This is a genomic window from Rhodococcus sp. IEGM 1351, assembly GCF_030056875.1.
Classification (GTDB): domain Bacteria; phylum Actinomycetota; class Actinomycetes; order Mycobacteriales; family Mycobacteriaceae; genus Rhodococcus_F; species Rhodococcus_F opacus.
The window spans coordinates 118,757-137,144 of the sequence record NZ_JASHKU010000023.1; the positions used below are offsets into that span (position 1 = coordinate 118,757).

Below are 18,388 nucleotides of genomic sequence, written 5' to 3' on the forward strand. Positions count from 1 at the left end.
GCTTTCAGTTGACGTGGCGGGCGGCCTGCGCCCAGTAGCATTCGCGCACCGACTTGCGGTCGATCTTGCCGTTGCGGTTGACGGGAAGGCTGTCGACGAAGTCGATCGAACGCGGCTTCTTCATTCGCGCGAGGCGTTCGGCGCAGTGCTCGATCAGCTCCTCCTCGGTCACCGGGGTCCGCGTGACCACGACGGCTTTGACTGCCTCCCCCCACTTCTCGTCGGGAACACCGACGACGCACGCGCCGGACACGGCCGGGTGCTCGTACAGCGCTGCTTCCACCTCGCTGCAGTAGATGTTGAACCCGCCCGAGATGATCATGTCCTTCTTGCGGTCGACGATGAACAGATAACCGTCGTGACGGAAGTACCCGACATCCCCGGTGTGGACCCAGCCGTCGACGAACGTCTCCGCGCTCAGATCCGGCTCGTGCCAGTACTCGCGCACACAGTCGGGGCCGCGCGCGACGATCTCGCCGATCCCGCCTGCCGGCAGTTCGTTCCCTGCGTCGTCCACCACGCGAACCTCGGTGTCGAATACCGGTCGCCCGCACGACTTCAGCAGTTCCGGATCGGATTCGACGCCTCGCACGACGTCGTCGTAGGTGAGCACGGTGATGCCACTCGTCGTCTCCCCGAGACCGTATCCCTGCATGACGACGGGGCCGAACATCGCGACGGCGTCGCGTAGCCGTTGCGGTGAGACCGGGGCGCCGCCGACGCCGACGCACCGCAGGCTCGACAGGTCGACGTCGTTCGCGGCCGGATGGTCCATCAGCATGTTCAGCATCGTCGGAACGACGAAGGTGGTGGTGATGCGTTCCTTCTCGATGGTTCGCAGGAACAACTCGGTGTCGAAGGCAGGCAGGACGACGACCGCGCCGCCGCGGGCGAGCACGCCGAGCATCATCATTCCGGAGGCGTGGGTGATCGGTCCCGGGGCGAGATACCGGTCCGTGTCGGTGGGCGCGCCGGTCGGGTTCATCAAGCGTTTGCGCATGTTGGCGAGTCGATTTCCGTACGTCTGCACGGCGGCCTTGAGTTTTCCGGTGGACCCGGACGTGTAGTTGAGGACGGCGGGCGCGTCTTCGGTGACGTCGACGGCGACGGGATCGCCGAGTCCGTCGGCGAGGAGATCCGCGTACCGGTCCGCGCCGGGTGCGCTGTTCCCGTAGTCGTAGACGGCGATGTCGAGGCCCAGATCCGCGACGACCTTCAACGCGACGTCGGCGTGCGCGGGGTCGACGAAGAGCGTCTTGACGTTCGCGTCGCGCAGGACGTGGCCGAGTTCGTCGGCTCCCAGGCGCGCGTTGACGGGAACGCGCACGAATCCCGCCTTGCACACGGCCATCTCGGTCACGACGAGTTCTCCGCAGTTGCCGGCGAAAGTGGCCACCGCGTCGCCGATCCCGAGGCCGGTGCGCATCAGCGCGGAGGCGAGACGGTTGGTCGAGTCGTCGAGTTCCCGGTAGGTCAGGCGACTGTCGCCGCACACCACGGCCTCGCTGTCCGGCCGGAACTTCGCACTCCGGGTGAGGTAGGTACCGAGATTCATACAGTCTCCAAGATCGACGTGTTGATCGTTATTGGACATAGTGTCCAGCATCGGGCGCGATGTCAAGGGTGCACTATGCTGACGGGACTGCTGACGTGAGACGAAGGGCGGAAGTCACCGTGGCCACCGAAGACCGGCGTGTGCGCCGCACCAAGCGGCTGCTGCGTGACGCACTCGTCTCGCTCGTGCTCGAACGGGGATATTCCGCAGTCACCGTGGAAGACGTCACCGAACGTGCCGACGTCGGCCGCGCGACGTTCTACACGCACTACACGGACAAGGACGAACTGCTCGGCCAGATCGTCGCCGACCTCGGCGAGGACCTGAAGGAGCGGTTGCGGCCCCTCGTGTCCGACTCCTCGGTGGGGTTCACCGGCAAGCCGGTGCTCGAAATGTTCCGGCACGCCGCCGAGGAACGCGACGCCTACCGCGTCGTACTGCGCGGCGAGGGCGACGGGCGCGCACTGCGCCGATTCGTCGACGAACGGACCGCCCTTGCCGCCCAGATCTTCTCGGCCCGATCCGACGCGAACGGGGTCACACCCCGCATCGACATGGAAGTGCTGTCGCGGGCGTGGGTGGGCGAACAGGTGACGGTGCTGCAGTGGTGGCTCGAATCCGATCCACCACCGCTCACACCGGAAGCCGTCACCGAAATGTTGCTGGAGTTGTCGCTGCGTGGACGCTACTGGGCTTCCGGCTTCGACGGCTCACCCTCGTAGGACGACGGCGCCACCGGAGAGTCGCGCACCGCGGCACTGTCTCGTGCGTACGGCCGGTACAGCAGGCCGGAGCACAACCCGTTGACGACGGTGAGCGCCACGGTCACGAGCAGGAGCGCTCCCTGCAACCCGATCGCTTCGCCCAGATAGCCGACCAGCAGCGCATATCCCGCGTATGCGAGCGCCTCCACCGTCGACACCGACACCGCGAAGGCCAGGGCCCGTTGTTCCGGGCGCACCACCGCCATGATCAGCGGACGGTTGACCACCGGCACCTGCCCTTGCAGGAACCCGACCACCGCGAAGATCGCGACGAAGAATCCGATCGACGACGTCGCCATCTTCAGCTCGACGAATACCGCTGCCGCGAAGGCCAACTGACTGGCCTGCAGCATCATCACCCGTCCACTCGCGGGCCACCGGCGGTGCACGGCGTCGTTGAGACGGCCGCCGACCACGGTTCCGAGCAGGTACCCGATCGCGAACGGCGTAGCGACGATCGCTGCGGTGGCCGTCGAGAATCCCCGCTCCTCCACCAGGAACACGACGCCGAAACTCATGATCACGTTCTGCCCCGAGAACAGCCGCTGCACCAGGATGTAACGGAACGTCTTGATGCGCAGCAGCTCCCGCACACCGGCGACGACGTTCTGCGCCTTCTCCTCCGCTTTCACCGCCGCGCCGCCAGCCCCGTTCTCGCCCCCGCCGGGCCGTGTGTCGTCGAGAAACACGACGACGAGAACACCGATCAGAATGCACATACAGCCGGAGAGGACGTAGCCGTACCGCCAGCCGTCGTCGAACCCCGACAGCTGACCGAACAGCGGGGCGCTCACGCCGGTGATGATGGCTACGCCGCCGTACAGCATCCCGGTGGCCCGGCCGCGCCGTCTGTCGTCGTAGAGATCGCCCATGATCTCGAGAGCGATGGGCCCCGCGCCCGCGAAGCCTGCAGCCGCGATGCCGTACAGGATGACGAACTGGGTGAAACTGCTCGACAGGCCCGCCAGGATCACCCACACACCCCAGAAGCCCGAACACGTCGCAAGCACGGCCCGGCGCGAGAACCGTTTGGCGAGGAACACCCACGGAACCGCGGCGAAGATGCCCACCGCCTTGGACACCGCCACGATGACGCCGAGCGCCGACGACGAGAGCCCCAACGCCTCCCGCATCAACGGGAACAACACCGTGGTGATGCTGTTCTCGGCGTTGTCCATCGCGGTCGAGGCCGTGAGCAGACCCAGGTTCTTCCCCCGGGTCCGCCTGCCGGCCGTCAGCGTGTGCGTGGTGGAGACGTCCAGTGCCATCTGCGTCCTCTCGACGAGTCACCCTGCGATGCGTGTGGTCCGGATCACAGGAGCCAATGCTGGCGACAGTATCTATAAATGGACGCTGTGTCTATGTTTGGATTTTCGGAGTCCGGAATAGTGACGCGTTTTCCGGATTCACGCTCGCAGGAAAGGACTGCACCGGGACTGACCCCGTCATCACCCTCGATCAGCCTCCTCACGCACGCTGCGATCGTGCAAAACAGACCGCACGCCCGTTAATCTCGAATCGAGAACGGGAAGTCGACCCGCACGGTTCGAGGGCCGTGGGAACACGGATATCAACGAGGAGCGCGACCATGCCGATGGCACCGTTCGACCCCATCACCGCGATCTACACGCCGGCTCACGCCTGGATGTACGAGACCATCGTGGCCCCGGCCGTCTACCGCTCACGCCACGTCATCGACGAGTACTTTCTGCCGCATCTCCCACCGAACGCCCGCATTCTGGACGTCGGATCGGGCGGGGCACTGTTCACGAACTACATCGCCGACCAGCGCCCCGACGTGCACATTCTCGGCCTCGATCTGTCGGAAGCCCAGATCAAGCGCGCCACCAAACGCATGCGTCACTACGGCCACCGGGTCCGGTTCGACGTCGGCGACGCCACGCGGCTCGACTTCCCCGACCAGACATTCGACGGTGTGATCAGCTACGGCTCCATCAAGCACTGGTCGTCGCGCGAGGCCGGACTCGCCGAGTGCGTGCGTGTCCTCAAACCGGGTGGCCCGCTGCTGATCACCGATGCGGACCGCAGCACAAGTTTCGAGGACGCCGAAAAGTTCGTCGAGAACTACAAGGCGCCGCGCGTCCTCGGCAGCATCAATCTCGCGATCTTCCACACCTGGATCGCCGGTCGCTCCATCAGTCTCGACGAGGCGCGTGATCTCGCGAGCCGACTCGATCTCGTCGACGAGCACGTCTCCCGCATCACCGAGATGCCACTCGTCATGATTTCCGGGCGTCGGCCTGCGTGAACCTCACCGTCCGTCACGTGTCCGGGCGGGCAGTGCGGCGATGCCGCTGATGAACGCGGAGAGCAGCAGCGCCGGTTCACCCACCGCGTGGAGTGCGGGGTGGGCGGTGAGGAGTTCTTCGAGCATGACGCGCAGCTCCAGCCGTGCGAGGTTCATACCCAGGCAGTGGTGAATGTCTTTCGCACCGAAACCGAGATGCTTGCCTGCGTTCGCCCGGGTGATGTCGAACCGGCCCGGACCGTCGAAGATGCGTTCGTCGTGGTTCGCGGACAGGTACCACATGACGACCTTGTCCCCCGCCGCGATGTGGGCGCCGCCGAGCTCGGTGTCGACGGTCGCGGTGCGCCGCATGTAGGGCACCGGGGAGGCGAAGCGGATCACCTCGTCGATCGTGTTGTCGATGTGGCCGGCGAAATCGGCGAGCAGCAATTCTCTCTGGTCGGGGTGCTCGGTGAGCAGATGCAGCGCCCAGGCCAACGCTTGCCGGGTGGTCTCGAAACCGGCCGTGATCAGCAGGATGACGAACGAACCGAACTCGGTCGGTGTGAGGGTCTCGCCGTCGACCACCGTCGACACCAGCCGGGACGTCAGATCCTCGCCGGGATCCGTCTTGCATCTCTCACCCAGTTCGAGGGCGTACCCGTAGATCTGGCCCAGGCCGGCCGCGCCGCCGGGTGCGGTGACGAACTCCCGATCACCACCTCCGGCGATGACGTCGGCCGCCGCGGCCAGGATCATCGGCCGGTCGCTCTCCGGGATCCCCAGCAACTCGCAGATCACCTGCACCGGCAACCGGGTCGCAACGTCGGGAACGAAGTCGAACTCGGCATCTCGGGGAAGGTCCGCGGCGATCTGCGCAGCGTAGCCGCGCACCCGCTCGGCGATGCCCCGCACCGACGCCGCGGTGAACGCCGATTGCACGATGCCGCGCAGACGCCGGTGCCGGGGGTCGTCCATGGCGATCATCGACATGGCGAACTCGAGGATCTCGGCCGGGACGTCGTCGATGGTGAAGCCCTTGGCCGAGGAGAAGACATCCGGGTTCCGGCTGACCGCGACCACGTCGTCGTATCCGACGACCGACCAGAAGCCCGGACCGGCTGTTTCCGCGTGGAACTCGATCGGCGCTCGCTGACGAAGCTCCTCGAACATCGCGCGACGGCCCGCGAAACTTCGGTCCCAGAACGCGCGTGATGCGGGCGAGATGATTTTTTCGGACGCAGAACCCGTCACCGGTCCCCCTCGGTCGGTCGTATCGATACTGCGACCCTACTGGGGAAGCCGTGGTTACGCTGATGAGGCATCACCGCAGGTCAACAGCTATGATCATAGGATCACCCGGCGGTGCGCCGGAGATGAAACGGGGAGGATCGACCTGTGGCGTCGAGGGTTCGGCTCGGCAACCTGCGAGAGGTGCGCGATCATCCGTTGGGGATGACCGAGACCGGGTTTCGCGCCGACTTGACCCAGCCCGAAGCGTTCGCCAGAGGCCGTGGCCCGTTTCCCGGTGATGCCGACAGCGTCCGGTCCGAGCGTGAACTGTTCGTCACCGCGCCGGACGACGAGGTGCTCGCGGTGGCGACGATCACCGGGGTCCGCGAGTACGACGACGAACTCGTCGTCGACGGAGACCTGGTTGTCGATCACGAACGGGTGGGGACGCGGCTGCTGATACGAACCCCGGCCGAGAACGTCTTCTCCTGCGCGGACGAGGAATCGGCGTGGGCGGGCTCGATCGAGCGGGCACGATGGGTCTACGTGCGGGCGCTGGTCGAGGTCGCAACGGTCAAGACGGCGTCCTACGAGCGCCGGCTCGCGGGCGCAGATCCCGCCGCCGACCCCGAGGTGACCCTGGCGACTGCCAACGAGACGATGCAGGTGGTTCCGCGGTACGTGATGATCCACCGCAGCGGGAAGCTGCGTCTCGGCGGGCCGTACGCCGACACCGCGGACTGGGACGGCCACGTCGAACCCTGGACGGATTACGGGTACGTCGACTGCCTGCGCCTCGACGACGTCCTGGGCACCAGCGGCGACCTCGACATCGACGTGCTCCGGCCGCTCACGTCGCGGGCCACCGCCGCGGAACTTCTCGAGTCATTGGGCTGGGACAAGGTCATCCGTCGATTCGTCGACGACCGCACACCCCCGCAGTAGCACCGAGCCGGCCGTGATTGCCGCGGGCGCTTGGCCTGTTCGGCCGCGACCCGGGTCTGATCGGTGGCATTGTGAGTACGGGCTGTTATCTCATCGTGGGTGCGGCACGGCCGCACAGGTGCTACTCGGCTGGGCTTCGTCCAGCCGCCGAAGTTCATTGCAGAAGGCATGATCCGTTACCACTCGACGGGAGTTCATCGCATGGCCACGCACACCCATCTCGGGCACATCTTCCACATCGCCGGCACACCGAAAGTGACCGAAGCCGCGGCCGCCCTGGTATCGATTCCCGACGGCGCCCTGGTGCTGGACGACGGCGGGCGAATCGTGTTCTGCGGTGACCGAGCCGAGATCCCGTCGGATTACGAGTCCGGCACCGTGCACGACCACAGGCCCGGCTTTCTGCTGCCGGGGTTCGTCGACACCCACATCCACTTCCCGCAGACCTACGCCGGCGACTCCTACGGCGGCGGTCAGCTGCTGGAATGGCTGACCCTGTGCATGTTCCCGTCGGAGACGAAGTTCGCCGACCCGGAGTTCGCGCAGCAGGCGGCCGTCGAGTTCACCAACCGGCGCATCTCGGCGGGCACCACGGCCGCCATGGTGTTCGGGTCGGCGTTCCCACATGCGCAGGACGCGTTGTTCACCGAGACGCAGAAGGCCGGTCTGCGGATCGTCAGCGGCCGCGGAATTCAGACCGTCGGCGGCGAAACCGCTCAGCCGCTGATGACCTCCGAAGAGGACGCGATCCGGCTCACCCGCGAGGAGATCGAGAAATGGCACGGCGCCGACACCGGCGATGTCGCCACGGCGTTGCTACACGTGGCAATCATCCCGCGGTTCTCGCTGTCGGTGACCCCCGAGACCCTGAAGAATCTCGGAGAACTCTACGAAGAGGTCCGGGACCGCGGGGTGTACGTGCACTCGCACCTCAACGAGAACAATCGGCCCGGCACCGGCGAGGTCGACTCGACCAAAGAGACCTATCAGGTGAATTCATACCTGGACACGTACGACGGGAAGTTCCTGCCCGGCTCGGAAGTGGGCGGGAAGAGCCTGCTGGGCCGACGCACCATCCTCGCGCACTGCGTGCACTGTCAGGATGTCGAGCTCGAACGGATGGCCGAGACCGGCACGTCCGTCTCGCACTGCCCGATCTCGCAGCTGTTCCTGGGATCCGGAACGATGCCGTGGAAGCGCACCGTCGCGTCGGGCGTCAATATCTCGGTGGGAACCGATTTCGGCGGCGGCGACGAATGGCTGATTCCCCGGGTGCTCGGCGACGCGTTCAAGGTGCACATCACCGAGGCCGGTGACGACGGGGTGTCGATGCATCCGGCCGAGATGCTGTTCGTCGGCACCCTCGGCGGCGCCCGGGCACTGGACATGGAGAACCGGTTCGGCAATTTCGACGTGGGTAAGGAAGCCGACTTCGTCGTCGTCGACCCGTCCGGCACGCCTGCGCTCGACGGCCTGCTGCGCAACGCCGTTCGCGCCGCCGATCCCGATCTGGCCCGCGATCAGACCCTGTTCGCGTTGCTGATGGGGATACGCGACACGTCCATCTCCGAGGTCTACGTCGCAGGCCGAAAAGCCAAGGCGTCCTAGACGGGTGGTTCCCCGCGACCGCCGGACGACCTCACGGTCGACCGGCGGTCACGGCTAGGGGTTCACCGACGAATGGTGGTTGGCAATCAGCCACTTTCCGTCTTCGTACCGATAGACCCACGTCACCCTGGCCGCCACATCTTGACCGTTGGCGTTGATGACCCAGCGGCCCACGTTGTAGGCGAGGTTGCAATCCGAATACTTGAAACTTTCTTCCATGCGGGCGATGGGATCGGCCTTGATCAGGTTGACGAAATACTCCGTTATCTTCTCCGGAGTGTCGGCGATAGGCACCGACAGGGTCGGCAGCAGCACCGCATCCGGCCGGTACAACGCGGCGACCCTGCTCGCGTCACCGCTTTCCAGTGCGTCATTCCAACTCGTGAAGAGCGCATCCAGTTCACTGTCTGTCGCGCGCACGCAATTGTCTTCGGAGTCAGAGGAACTGACCGAGGAACAGGCGACCGCCGAAATTGCCAACGCGAGAATCGCAAAGCCCAAGCCGAACGGTGTGGTATTCATACCAACCTCCGCGGAGAAAGGCGCCTACGGGAATTGACCCGCTAACCGATAAAGCGTAACTCCGGGACCTGGCTCTGCGGATCGGATCAGCGCACGTCGACCCACGCACGGGATGCGACCGATGCCGTGATGGCGTCGAGAGCTTCGGCCGCGGCCACGGCGTCGGCGATCGTTGCGCCCCGGGGCTTTCCGTCGACGATCGAGGCGATGAAGTTGTTCCCCTCGATGACCTTGAGGTCGTCGTAGCTCATCGAGGACGCGGAACCCGGCTGGAAACGGGCATACGCTCCTGCGTCGGGGCCCACCCACACCGTGGTGATCGACTGGTCCTGGTATTTGCTCCCGAGGCTCGTTCCGAGTTCGTTCATCCGGCGGAAGTCCCAGTACACCGCACCCTTGGTGCCGTGGATTTCGAACCCGTAGTTGTTCTGCTCGCCGACGGCCACGCGACTCGCGTCCAGCGTTACCCGTCCGCCGGACGACAGGCGAACCAGCGCGCTGACGAAGTCGTCGTTCTCCACCGGCCCCAATTTGCCGCCCGTCGCGCGCGCATGCCCGCTGGTGGCACCCGTCGGGACAGCGCGCTGGGGGATGAAGATCGCGGTGTCGGCCACGACTGCGTCGATGTCGCCGAGCAGGTACCGGACCAGGTCGACACCGTGCGAGGCAAGGTCTCCCAGAACGCCCGACCCACCGCGCGCGTTCTCGTAACGCCAGCTCAGCGCCCCGTCCGGATGCGCGGCGTAGTCGCTGAGGAAGCGGAATCGCGAGTGCGTGATGGTGCCCAGTTCGCCCGACGCGATGAGGTCGTGCGCCATCGCGACGGCGGGTGCGTTGCGGTAGTTGAATCCGACGGTCGACTGGACGCCCGCCTTCTCGACGGCGGCGGCCACTGCCTTCGCATCCTCGGATGACAGCCCGACCGGCTTCTCGATCCAGATGTGCTTGCCCGCCTCGGCCATCGCGACACCGATCTCGCGGTGTAGGAAGTTCGGTGCGGTGATGCTGACTGCGTCGATGTTCTGGTCGGCGGCGATGTCACGCCAGTCGGTCAGCGCTACGCCGAACCCGAATTGGGCGGCGGCCTCCTCGGCGCGGCCAGGTACCTCGTCGGCGACGGCGCCCAGACGGATCGGCGGCGCTTCCGGGAAGTGGTGGCGCTGACGGAGATATGCGTTCGTGTGCACTCGGCCCATCCAGCCGAATCCGGCGACGGCTACTGCGATTTCGGTGGGGTTGACGTTGGTCAAGATCGACTCCGGAACTGATCGGGCGGCGTGTGTCTCTACGACAGTGCTGCGCGCCGGGAGCGAAGTCAATCATTTGTGCTGACAAAGTGGCTCTCGAGGTGATTTTGATGGCTTTCCGACCTACTCGAACCTCACACCACCCTGCGCGGAGGGGACCGCTGAAAGCCCGACCAGCGGTCCCCTGCCGTGAGCCGGTGACCCTCACCCGGATCAACCAGCGCACTTCCGTCAGCGGCTACGCACCCGCGCGTCGCACCAGTGCCGGTACGCCGGCGTCGACCCGAACCATCCACTGATCCAGCGACTCGAACATCTCGTCCCCCGATGCTCCACCGGGAACAGAGAGTTCATGCAACGCTTGGCCTTCCGAAGGAACAAGCGAAACCTGAGGCGGAACGTCCTCACCCGATGCCGGGCCCGACGCCACGTCCGCAGTTCGCAGGACAGCGGCGAGAATGCTGCCCTGTTCGTCCGCCAGGACCTGCATCTGGGAAACCCGTGGTGATTCCTGTGTCGTCATGCGAGGACGCCTCCTTCCAGATGGAACCACACGCCCGAAGTGGAGCTGTTGTGAATGCCGAGCACGTAGTACTGCTTGCTGGGGCCGCCGAACACCGGTGCGTTGGCGGTGCCCTGCCACTGCGTCATCAGGATCTTCGTGCCACCACCACCCTGGCTGGCATCGAGTCTCGCAGTCGCCAACTGTGGCCCCTTCCAGATGTCTCCAAACGAGAAGGAGAATTGATTCGCCTGCCCAGCGGCGAGAAAAAGCCCCTGAGGGGTTGTCGACCAAGCCATTTCGGTGTCCTTTCGTCGAATCACGAATGCGATACAGGACCGACCGTATGAGGAGATTCGACAGTTGAACCGAGTAGTCGACTACTCGAAATCTCTCGGCCGAGGGCCTGACCGGTCGACGCATCGATCGAGCGAACACGGAAACGAGCAACGGTCAGGTGGTCAGTTTCCGTTGCCGGTTCGCTGCCCGCCGGATCTGAAGGATCCGTACACCGCCGACGAGCGCCATGATCACCGCGCCCGCGATGGCCGCGAACAGCAGGGTGACACCGAGCGGGACCGTGAACTCCCAGACGAACAGTTCCAGGACGACGCTGTCGAGGTTCTGCAGGATGAACACGAGAAGCAGGACCAGGACGAGGATGCCGATGACCAGACCAGTCCAGGTCGCCCCGGTACGGGTGTGCTTGATCCCCTTGCCTCTCGCCACGTCCGACGGCACCCCGGAACCCGCGTCGTGGGGACGCGGGTCGGAGGACGGCACCTCACCACCAGGCGGGTGTCCTGTCGGGAGACCGGATCCGGAGTTCGGTGTTTCGTCCGTTGGCGGCAACATGAGACCCGATTACCCAGGCCGTCACCCCACCAACCGGGTCGGGGCTGTTCCCTCGGGCGCGTCGGGTTGTCGATCATCGTGGTGTAATCGCCGGGGGCAGGTAACGGTCGATCAAATCCTGGATGGGATCCGGCGCCACCTGCGGCGGGGGTGACACCGGGTCCTGCGCGAAGGCACCGAGCACGTCGCTGGTGTGCTGTTCGGCGGTGCCGTACGTGTTGGCCGATACCGAGAAATCAGGCCCGAACGACGCAGAAGCGACAACACTGGGCCCGTAGTCCGACCAGCCCCATTTGGTTCCGGTCACCGACGGCAGCCGCCCGGTGCCCCAGTTCTGATGGGTTCCGTCGGCGGCGGCGGGGGCCGCGGTGGCCATCCACTCCAGAATCTGGCTGTCCGGATCGATGGTCTTCTTCGCCTCGAGAAACGTCACGGTGTCCGCGGTGCTGGTCACCGCGTCGCCCCAGAATCCGGATCCCCGGGTACTGGTGAGCCGATACTCGGCGGCGATCACATCGATCGACTGCGGGTACTTGGCGTACGCCTGCGAGGCGGCGTTGTCGTCGCTGTCACGGATCATCCGCTGCCCGAGCGCGAGCTCCTCGGGCGAGCCGTCGCCGTGCCGGAGCAGGTAGTCGGCTACATACAGTTTCACGATGGACAATCCCGGCCTGGCTTCCCCCTGATTCGCCGTCCCGACGCGGGTTCCGCTCGGGGTGTGCATGAACGACAGCGCGGTCCGCCCCGGCACCTCGTCGATCCTGTCGGGCGTCGGCGCCGAGTGAGCCGTCATTCCGGACGCGAACGCGACGAGCCCGGCTACCAACAGCGACAGCGCGGAGCGACACACCCACCTGTTCATACCGCGCGAGTACCCGGTTCCACCGGGCTCAGCCGTCCCGGTCACCGGAAATCTGGTTCCTACGGTGTCGGTGTCCCGAGTCGGTGCGCCGATCGGCACCGTCGGTGCACACTGAACTCAGCCCCGCGGCCCGGATCGGTGCTCTTACCGGAACCGCGGAGGCGGTGCAGGAGGACCGGATGTTCCACCGCGGCGAGCACGCCGTCACCGACGCTCCCACGCTCGACGAGGACCTGCTCGTCGAGCCCGTAGCCCGCCGCCGCCCGTGGGTCGAATTCTTCGCGTCCACGCCCGGACGGCTGTCCATGCTGGGGATCGCGCTCATCGCCGCGGTCATCGCGGCGGGCGCGATCACCTCGGCGGCGGTCGGCGCGCGGCAACAGCGCGTCGAGACACTGCGCACCCACACCGAGCCCCTGGCAAACGCCGCCCAGGCCCTCTACAGCTCGCTGTCGATCGCCGATGCCGCCGCTATCACGTCCTTCATCTCCGGTGGCGGTGGTGTCGAGTCGTCTACCGGCGCGGAGCAGTTCACCCAGGCGATCGGGGACGCGTCGAACGCGCTTGTCACGGCGACCAACGGGGTGTCGTCGCAGGACGCCGAATCGCTGGCACTGCTGTCGGACGTGGTGCGCGACCTCGCCGAGTACTTCAACCTCGTGGCCACGGCTCAGGCGAACGACCGGGCCGGCAACCCGGTCGGGGTGGCGTATCTGGCCGATGCGTCCGCGCTCATGCAGGACACCATCCTCCCGTTGGCGGAGCGACTCTACGTCCATCAGGCCGAGGCGGTCGCCGAGACCCAGACGCACACCGCCCAGCTGCCCGCGGCCGCCTTCACGGTGACGGCGGCCGCCCTCGTCGCCCTCGTCCTCGCCCAGCTGTACCTCATCCGGAAGAGCAAACGCCGGTTCAACCCAGGCCTCGCTGTCGCCACCCTGCTGATGGCCGGGCTTCTGTTGTGGCTGATCGCCGGAAGCCTGGTGTCGACATCGGCGAGTGAACACGCGAGAACCGAAGGAACGCAACCCATCAACGCGGTTGCCCGCGCTCGCATCCTGGCGCAGCAGGCCCGCGCCGACGAAACTCTCGCCATCCTGCAACGCGGGTCCGACACCCAGTCGGAAGTCGACTACGCGCGGCACTCCCAGGCCTTGTCCGACGAGCTCACCCGGCAGCTGGAGAGCTCGCATGGTCGCGCCGCCGAGCAACACCTCCGCGACGCCGTGACGGCTCGCGACGGCTGGCTGGCCGCGCACCGGGACATCGAGGGCGCCCTCGAGCGCGGTGACTACCCGACAGCTGCGGCGATCGCCGCCGGATCCGGCTCGGGCACATCGTCGACGCAGTTCGCCGCCCTGGACGAGTCCCTCAGGAACGCGATCGAGCGACTCCGCAACGACGAGGCCAGCGCGGTGACGGACGTCTACCGGTCGATGTCGGCACTGGCAGTCGGTAGCATGATTATTGGCGTGTCCTGCGGATTCGCCGTCGGCGGGGGAATCTGGCCGCGATTGAACGAGTACCACTGATGACACAGGTGAGGCTTTCGAGACCGGTGGCAAGACGGTGCGCCCGGCACCTCGTCGGCGTTCTTGCCGTCGCTGTCCTCGCCGGCTGCGCCGCACCCGACCCTCTCACCCCGCCCATCACGGGCACCTACACCGCACGACCGATGACGGAAGGCGCACAGATCATCCCGCCCACGAACAGTCCGCCGCCTGAACCGCCGCTCCCCGAGTCGTGCGGGTCGCTCGCGAGCCTGCGACCCGGCCCGCAGCCCCCGCCCGGGCAGATGCCGCCCGGGGGATCACTCGCCGAGATCGCGGGACGGGGCCGGTTGATCGTCGGCGTCGACCAGAACACCAATCTGTTCAGCTTCCGAGACCCGACCACGGGCACCCTGCAGGGGTTCGACATCGATGTGGCGAAGGAGATCGCCCGGGACATCTTCGGCGATCCGACCAAAATCGAGTTCCGGCTGCTCACCTCCGCCGGCCGGTTCTCCGCACTCGAGAACAATGACGTAGACGTCGTCGTCCATGGCTTTTCGATCACGTGTGAACGTGCACAACTCGTCGGCTTCTCCACCGAGTATGTCCGCGCCTTTCAACGCATTCTGGTCCCTCGGGGTTCCGACATCGCCGGACCGGCGGACCTGGCCGGAAAGCGGGTCTGCACCTTCATCGACACCACGTCGCTTGGCACCGTCCAACGGGTCGCGCCGGACGCCACGATCATCGCGGTCCCCGACTGGGACGACTGCCTGGTCACCATGCAGAAGAAGCAGGCCGACGCGACCAGCACCTCCGACTCGATCCTCGCCGGACTCGCTTCCCAGGACCGGAATCTTCAGATCGTGGGGCCACGGCTGGAGGCAGAAGAGCACTGGGCGATCGGTGTCAACAAGGGCAGGGAAGATCTGGTGCGGTTCGTCAACGGCACCCTCGACCGACTACGTGCAGACGGCACGTGGACGAGCATCTACGACCGGTGGCTAGCGGCCCCGCTCGGACCCGTCGCGGGCCCGCCCCCACCTACCTATCGTGATTGAGGGGCATGAAACGTCGGGCGCCGTCTCGAACCGCGCATATCCCTCGTCGATGACGATGCGGGAGACGCACTCTTCAACAAAATATGAAAATACTGGCCACCCTTGGTGCGTGACAATTCCGATGATCGCACCCGAATTCGCATGCGCATATCAGTGGCGGTCGAATCATTCCGCGCTTCACTAGCGCATTTCGGGTCAACTGTTCCTCCACTAGGTCACGATGTCGACTCTCTTCGCCCAGGCTGCGAGCTGGTGCGCCCGAGTCCTCGCGACGGCGTGCAGCCGCGGTCGAAGCACATACATACTGATCAGACCGGCGGCCCGGCTGCCCCCAGGCGAGCCGGGCCACCGCTGTCCCGAATTGCTCCGTCGGTCAGCCGAGGCCGATGCCGCCGCCGAAGGTGACACTCAGCCAATTCAGGAAAATTCACGGGGTCTTCTCTTACTCCATTCATCGCGTTCGCGATCGCGGAACGTTTCACCAAACCCGAATGTTCTCACATGATGAAATTTAACAACCGTCCATATTGATCCGAATAATGTATCAATTCGTTCACGTGCATGGTGAGCAATCAGAGGGGCCGCTGGACTACAGGGGACACATCACGCGGCCGCGGGTGCGGGAATCACCTTCGAGCGTCTGGGGCGGGTCGGTTCTCCGGGCGGGGGTGGGCCCGGGCCCAGGCGGCGTAGCGGGCGGCGAGGGGGGCGGCGGTGAGTCCGTGCGCCAGGACGGAGAGTGCGATCGTGATGACCGCGGTGGTCAGGAGTAGTTCTTCGTGGGGTAGCTCGCCCGGTTCTTCGACGATGAGGATGGCGAAGACGATGGTGGCGAGGCCGCGGGGCCCGAACCAGCCGAGAAAGGCCAGGGTCGGGGCGCGTGGGTGGGTGCCGACAAGGGACAGTGCGACGGGGATCATCCGGACGACGGTCAGGCTCACGACGGCGTACCCGAGCACGGCCCAGGAGAGACTCCCGAGTGCGGGACCGAGCAGCACGGCGCCGAAGACGATGAAGGTCACGGCGCTGAACAGGTCACCGGTCTCGTCGATCATGTGCCCGGCGTCGTCGTCGACGTCGGCGCGGCGCCGGAGTGCGCCGAAGGTCAGTCCGCCGACGAACGCGGCGATGAATCCGGAACCGCCCAGCGGCACGGCGGCGGTGTAGGCGAGCAGTGCTGCGGTCACCGGCACGGTGTGCGCCCACAGCGGGTCGAGGGCGTGGCGCCGACCGGCCGTCACCAGGACCGTGGCGGCGAGTACGCCTGCCACGACCCCGGCGACGACCCCGTATCCGATCTGCTCGGTGACCAGACGGGCGGCCGCACCATCGCCGATCGCGCCCGCTTCGGCTTGCGCGATCGCGAGCACGATCAGGAACAATGGCACACAGATACCGTCATTGAGGCCGCTTTCGACGTTCAAGCCCTGGCGTATCCGCATCGGCAGCACGGGGAGGGTGACCACGGCCTGACCGAGCGCGGCGTCGGTGGGGGCGAGGATCACCGCGAGCAGCAACGCCTCGGGCCAGGCGAGATCGCCGAGCACGATCGCGGCGGCACCGAATCCGGCCGCGATGGTCAGCGGCAGACCGATACCGAGAAGTCGCGCAGGTAAGGAGATCTCGGTGCGGAGTTCGGCCAGGTCGACGTGTGCAGCGTCGGAGAACAGCACCAACGCCAGGGTCACCTCGGCGAGCAGTTTGACGATCTCGGCGGTGGCGTGCACGTCGACCACGCCGGCCGCCTCCACGCCGAGCAGGAGCCCGGTGACGGTGAAGACGATCGGGGCGGTGATCGGCGTGCCCGCAACGCGCCGGGAGATCGCCGCGAAGCCGAGCAGGACCACGGCGATCGCGGGCAGCGCCCACGTCATGGCGGCCACGCCTCACACCCGGTCGATATCGCCGTGGCGCGAGGCCGGGTCGTGAGGCCGCAACCCTCGATTCGCATGATGAATCCCCTGTCCCATCGTCGTCCTCACAGGTTGCGGAAATGCCTGTCGCACTGTTCGTTGTCGCTAGCCGTTCATCTCGCCAGTCGATATGGCCGTGCGGCTCGGTCTCTGTCGGGGTGCCAGGTCGAGACGGCCCAGATCACCACGGCGTTGAGGGCGATGATCGTGATCGCCCACATGGGGTAGTAGGGCAACCAGAGGAAGTTGACGATGATCGAGATTGCGCAGATCACCATGGCGCCCCCTCGCGCCCAGGTGGCACCGGTGAACAGCGCGATTCCGGCGGCGGTGACGATCGCGCCGAGAACCAGGTGGGTCCACCCCCATGCGGTGAGGTCGAATTGGTAGGTGTAGTCGACTCCGGTGACGATTACCTCGTCCTTGGAGATCGCGGACAGGCCCTGGAGTAGCTCGAGGACACCGACGGTGACCAGCAGAACCGCCCCACCCATCGCGGACCCTTGCGCCACACCGCGTTCGACCACAGATTCCTCGGACATGACCGTTTCCCTTCCCGGGCAACGCGTGAAGTTTCCGGCGAACTCCATTGTCCTCCGGCCGGGCCGGTGATGACGGCACTTCGCGGGACACGGGCCCGCAGAGTTGTCTCCAGGACCAGAAGCAGGGGGACGACCCCCACGCGTGATGGATTCCAGCACGGACCGCCGGATCTCCGGTCATCTCGGAACGTCTATGTAGCGGTTGCGCCTCGGGGTTGATCGTCGGCGTCGGGTAAGGGGCGTCGGCAGATTTCGTGGGCTTCGTCGGCCGAGAGGCCGAACATGCGCAAGAGGTCCTCGGTGACCTGGTCGGTGTCCTCCGCGTCGTCACGTTCGGGGTGGTCGTGCAGCAGTTGACCCAGACACAGTGCGGCCCCCGCTGTGATTGTCAGGGCCAGTTCGGGATCGCGCACGTTGAACCGGCCCGCACGGGCAGCTGCCTCGATGTCTCGGCGAGCTCTCGGCGCCAGACCTTTGTCCGAGCTGACCAGACTCGGCCCGTCGCGGAGCAGTACTTTGCTCAGTTCGGGATTCCTGCGATGCAGGCGTCCGGTCAGACGGAAGCTCTGCGCAAAGATCTGGGCAGGGTCGTCCAGATCTGCGGTCAGTTCGTCGAGCACCGCGCCGTGGCGGTCGAGGGCCTCCTCCACTGCCGCATGGAAGAGCTCCTCCTTGGTCTGAAAGTGGTTGTAGAACGACCCCATTCCGACATCTGCGGCCTGGGTGATCTCGAGAATCGGGGCGGTCAGCTTCCCTGCCGCCATGAAGGACTGGGCTGCGCGTACGAGTGCGGCGCGGGTACGCGCCTTGCGCCGTTCCAGGCGGTTCGGTGCATCGGCGATCTGCTCGGTCATGCCTGCGTGCCCTTCTCCTGATCCGTCTGACCCTCCCCCACACTACCCGCGCGTCATCAATATTGACGAATTCCTCAAATTCGGCAACTACTCCACTCCGCGAGCAGTCGCCACATACGGTCCAGCCTAAGAGCGTGTCTCATGTGGGGTGCCTCTCTGTTTGTCAAGCGGCCCTTGCGGAGTG

Annotated in this window: 18 protein-coding genes; 6 read left to right on the forward strand and 12 right to left on the reverse strand. The window is 66.0% G+C overall.

Going from position 1 to position 18,388, the window contains the following annotated elements; all coding sequences use genetic code 11:
• Positions 1-4 precede the first annotated feature (4 nt).
• On the reverse strand, positions 5-1,555 hold the full coding sequence (locus tag QM806_RS31760; RefSeq protein WP_005566149.1) for an acyl-CoA synthetase: 1,551 nt from the start codon (positions 1,553-1,555) through the stop codon (positions 5-7).
• Positions 1,556-1,674: 119 nt separating this feature from the next.
• Here QM806_RS31760 and QM806_RS31765 point away from each other — a divergent pair, with 119 nt between their 5' ends.
• On the forward strand, positions 1,675-2,277 hold the full coding sequence (locus QM806_RS31765) for a TetR/AcrR family transcriptional regulator (protein ID WP_005566148.1): 603 nt from the start codon (positions 1,675-1,677) through the stop codon (positions 2,275-2,277).
• Here QM806_RS31765 and QM806_RS31770 read toward each other — a convergent pair.
• Entirely contained in the window at positions 2,241-3,587 is a 1,347-nt protein-coding gene (locus QM806_RS31770) for an MFS transporter (protein ID WP_283293995.1), read from the reverse strand. The two genes, QM806_RS31765 and QM806_RS31770, sit on opposite strands and share 37 nt — an antisense overlap.
• A 320-nt stretch (positions 3,588-3,907) precedes the next feature.
• On the opposite strand from QM806_RS31770, the gene QM806_RS31775 reads away from it, so the two are divergent.
• Positions 3,908-4,588, forward strand: a complete 681-nt coding sequence (locus tag QM806_RS31775; protein WP_005260767.1) for a class I SAM-dependent methyltransferase — start codon at positions 3,908-3,910, stop codon at positions 4,586-4,588.
• Positions 4,589-4,591: 3 nt separating this feature from the next.
• Here the strand turns inward: QM806_RS31775 and QM806_RS31780 are convergent, their stop codons facing one another.
• Positions 4,592-5,821, reverse strand: coding sequence for a cytochrome P450 (locus QM806_RS31780; protein WP_120660001.1), 1,230 nt, complete (start codon positions 5,819-5,821; stop codon positions 4,592-4,594).
• A gap of 144 nt (positions 5,822-5,965) precedes the next feature.
• Between QM806_RS31780 and QM806_RS31785 the strand changes: the two genes are divergently transcribed.
• A complete protein-coding gene (locus QM806_RS31785) occupies positions 5,966-6,745 on the forward strand; it encodes a hypothetical protein (protein ID WP_005566143.1) in 780 nt (259 codons plus the stop codon).
• A gap of 201 nt (positions 6,746-6,946) precedes the next feature.
• Positions 6,947-8,353 (forward strand): guanine deaminase, encoded by a 1,407-nt coding sequence (locus QM806_RS31790; protein ID WP_005566142.1) that lies wholly within the window; start codon positions 6,947-6,949, stop codon positions 8,351-8,353.
• A gap of 54 nt (positions 8,354-8,407) precedes the next feature.
• On the opposite strand, the gene QM806_RS31795 is transcribed toward QM806_RS31790, so the two are convergent.
• The 6 genes from QM806_RS31795 to QM806_RS31820 form a co-directional block, all read right to left on the reverse strand.
• The gene (locus QM806_RS31795; RefSeq protein WP_043789524.1) at positions 8,408-8,875 is read right to left on the reverse strand and encodes a DUF4440 domain-containing protein; all 468 of its coding nucleotides are present in this window, start codon (positions 8,873-8,875) and stop codon (positions 8,408-8,410) included.
• 86 nt (positions 8,876-8,961) lie between these two features.
• Positions 8,962-10,125: a Gfo/Idh/MocA family protein gene (locus QM806_RS31800; protein ID WP_005566137.1), complete on the reverse strand. Its 1,164-nt coding sequence runs from the start codon at positions 10,123-10,125 to the stop codon at positions 8,962-8,964.
• A gap of 235 nt (positions 10,126-10,360) precedes the next feature.
• Positions 10,361-10,645, reverse strand: coding sequence for a hypothetical protein (locus QM806_RS31805; protein WP_005260773.1), 285 nt, complete (start codon positions 10,643-10,645; stop codon positions 10,361-10,363).
• Positions 10,642-10,827 carry a hypothetical protein gene (locus tag QM806_RS31810; protein WP_226955651.1) on the reverse strand — a complete coding sequence of 62 codons (186 nt, stop codon included), beginning with the start codon at positions 10,825-10,827 and terminating at the stop codon, positions 10,642-10,644. The genes QM806_RS31805 and QM806_RS31810 overlap by 4 nt, the downstream gene beginning before the upstream one ends.
• 250 nt (positions 10,828-11,077) lie before the next feature.
• Positions 11,078-11,479 carry a LapA family protein gene (locus tag QM806_RS31815; protein WP_037205170.1) on the reverse strand — a complete coding sequence of 134 codons (402 nt, stop codon included), beginning with the start codon at positions 11,477-11,479 and terminating at the stop codon, positions 11,078-11,080.
• A gap of 73 nt (positions 11,480-11,552) precedes the next feature.
• Positions 11,553-12,341, reverse strand: coding sequence for a hypothetical protein (locus tag QM806_RS31820; RefSeq protein ID WP_283294003.1), 789 nt, complete (start codon positions 12,339-12,341; stop codon positions 11,553-11,555).
• 83 nt (positions 12,342-12,424) lie between these two features.
• On the opposite strand from QM806_RS31820, the gene QM806_RS31825 reads away from it, so the two are divergent.
• Together QM806_RS31825 and QM806_RS31830 are read left to right on the forward strand one after the other, a co-directional pair.
• The gene (locus QM806_RS31825) at positions 12,425-13,873 is read left to right on the forward strand and encodes a GlnX family signal transduction membrane protein (protein WP_283293999.1); all 1,449 of its coding nucleotides are present in this window, start codon (positions 12,425-12,427) and stop codon (positions 13,871-13,873) included.
• Positions 13,873-14,895 carry a glutamate ABC transporter substrate-binding protein gene (locus tag QM806_RS31830; RefSeq protein WP_120660002.1) on the forward strand — a complete coding sequence of 341 codons (1,023 nt, stop codon included), beginning with the start codon at positions 13,873-13,875 and terminating at the stop codon, positions 14,893-14,895. Before QM806_RS31825 ends, QM806_RS31830 begins: the two co-directional genes overlap by 1 nt.
• 626 nt (positions 14,896-15,521) lie before the next feature.
• On the opposite strand, the gene QM806_RS31835 is transcribed toward QM806_RS31830, so the two are convergent.
• From QM806_RS31835 to QM806_RS31845, 3 genes are all read right to left on the reverse strand, one after another.
• Positions 15,522-16,769 carry a cation:proton antiporter domain-containing protein gene (locus QM806_RS31835; RefSeq protein ID WP_169693299.1) on the reverse strand — a complete coding sequence of 416 codons (1,248 nt, stop codon included), beginning with the start codon at positions 16,767-16,769 and terminating at the stop codon, positions 15,522-15,524.
• 152 nt (positions 16,770-16,921) lie between these two features.
• Complete coding sequence (locus QM806_RS31840) at positions 16,922-17,350, reverse strand: DUF7144 family membrane protein (RefSeq protein WP_283294001.1); 429 nt, start codon at positions 17,348-17,350, stop codon at positions 16,922-16,924.
• Between the two features lie 191 nt (positions 17,351-17,541).
• Positions 17,542-18,204, reverse strand: a complete 663-nt coding sequence (locus QM806_RS31845) for a TetR/AcrR family transcriptional regulator (protein ID WP_065488446.1) — start codon at positions 18,202-18,204, stop codon at positions 17,542-17,544.
• Positions 18,205-18,388: the final 184 nt, after the last annotated feature.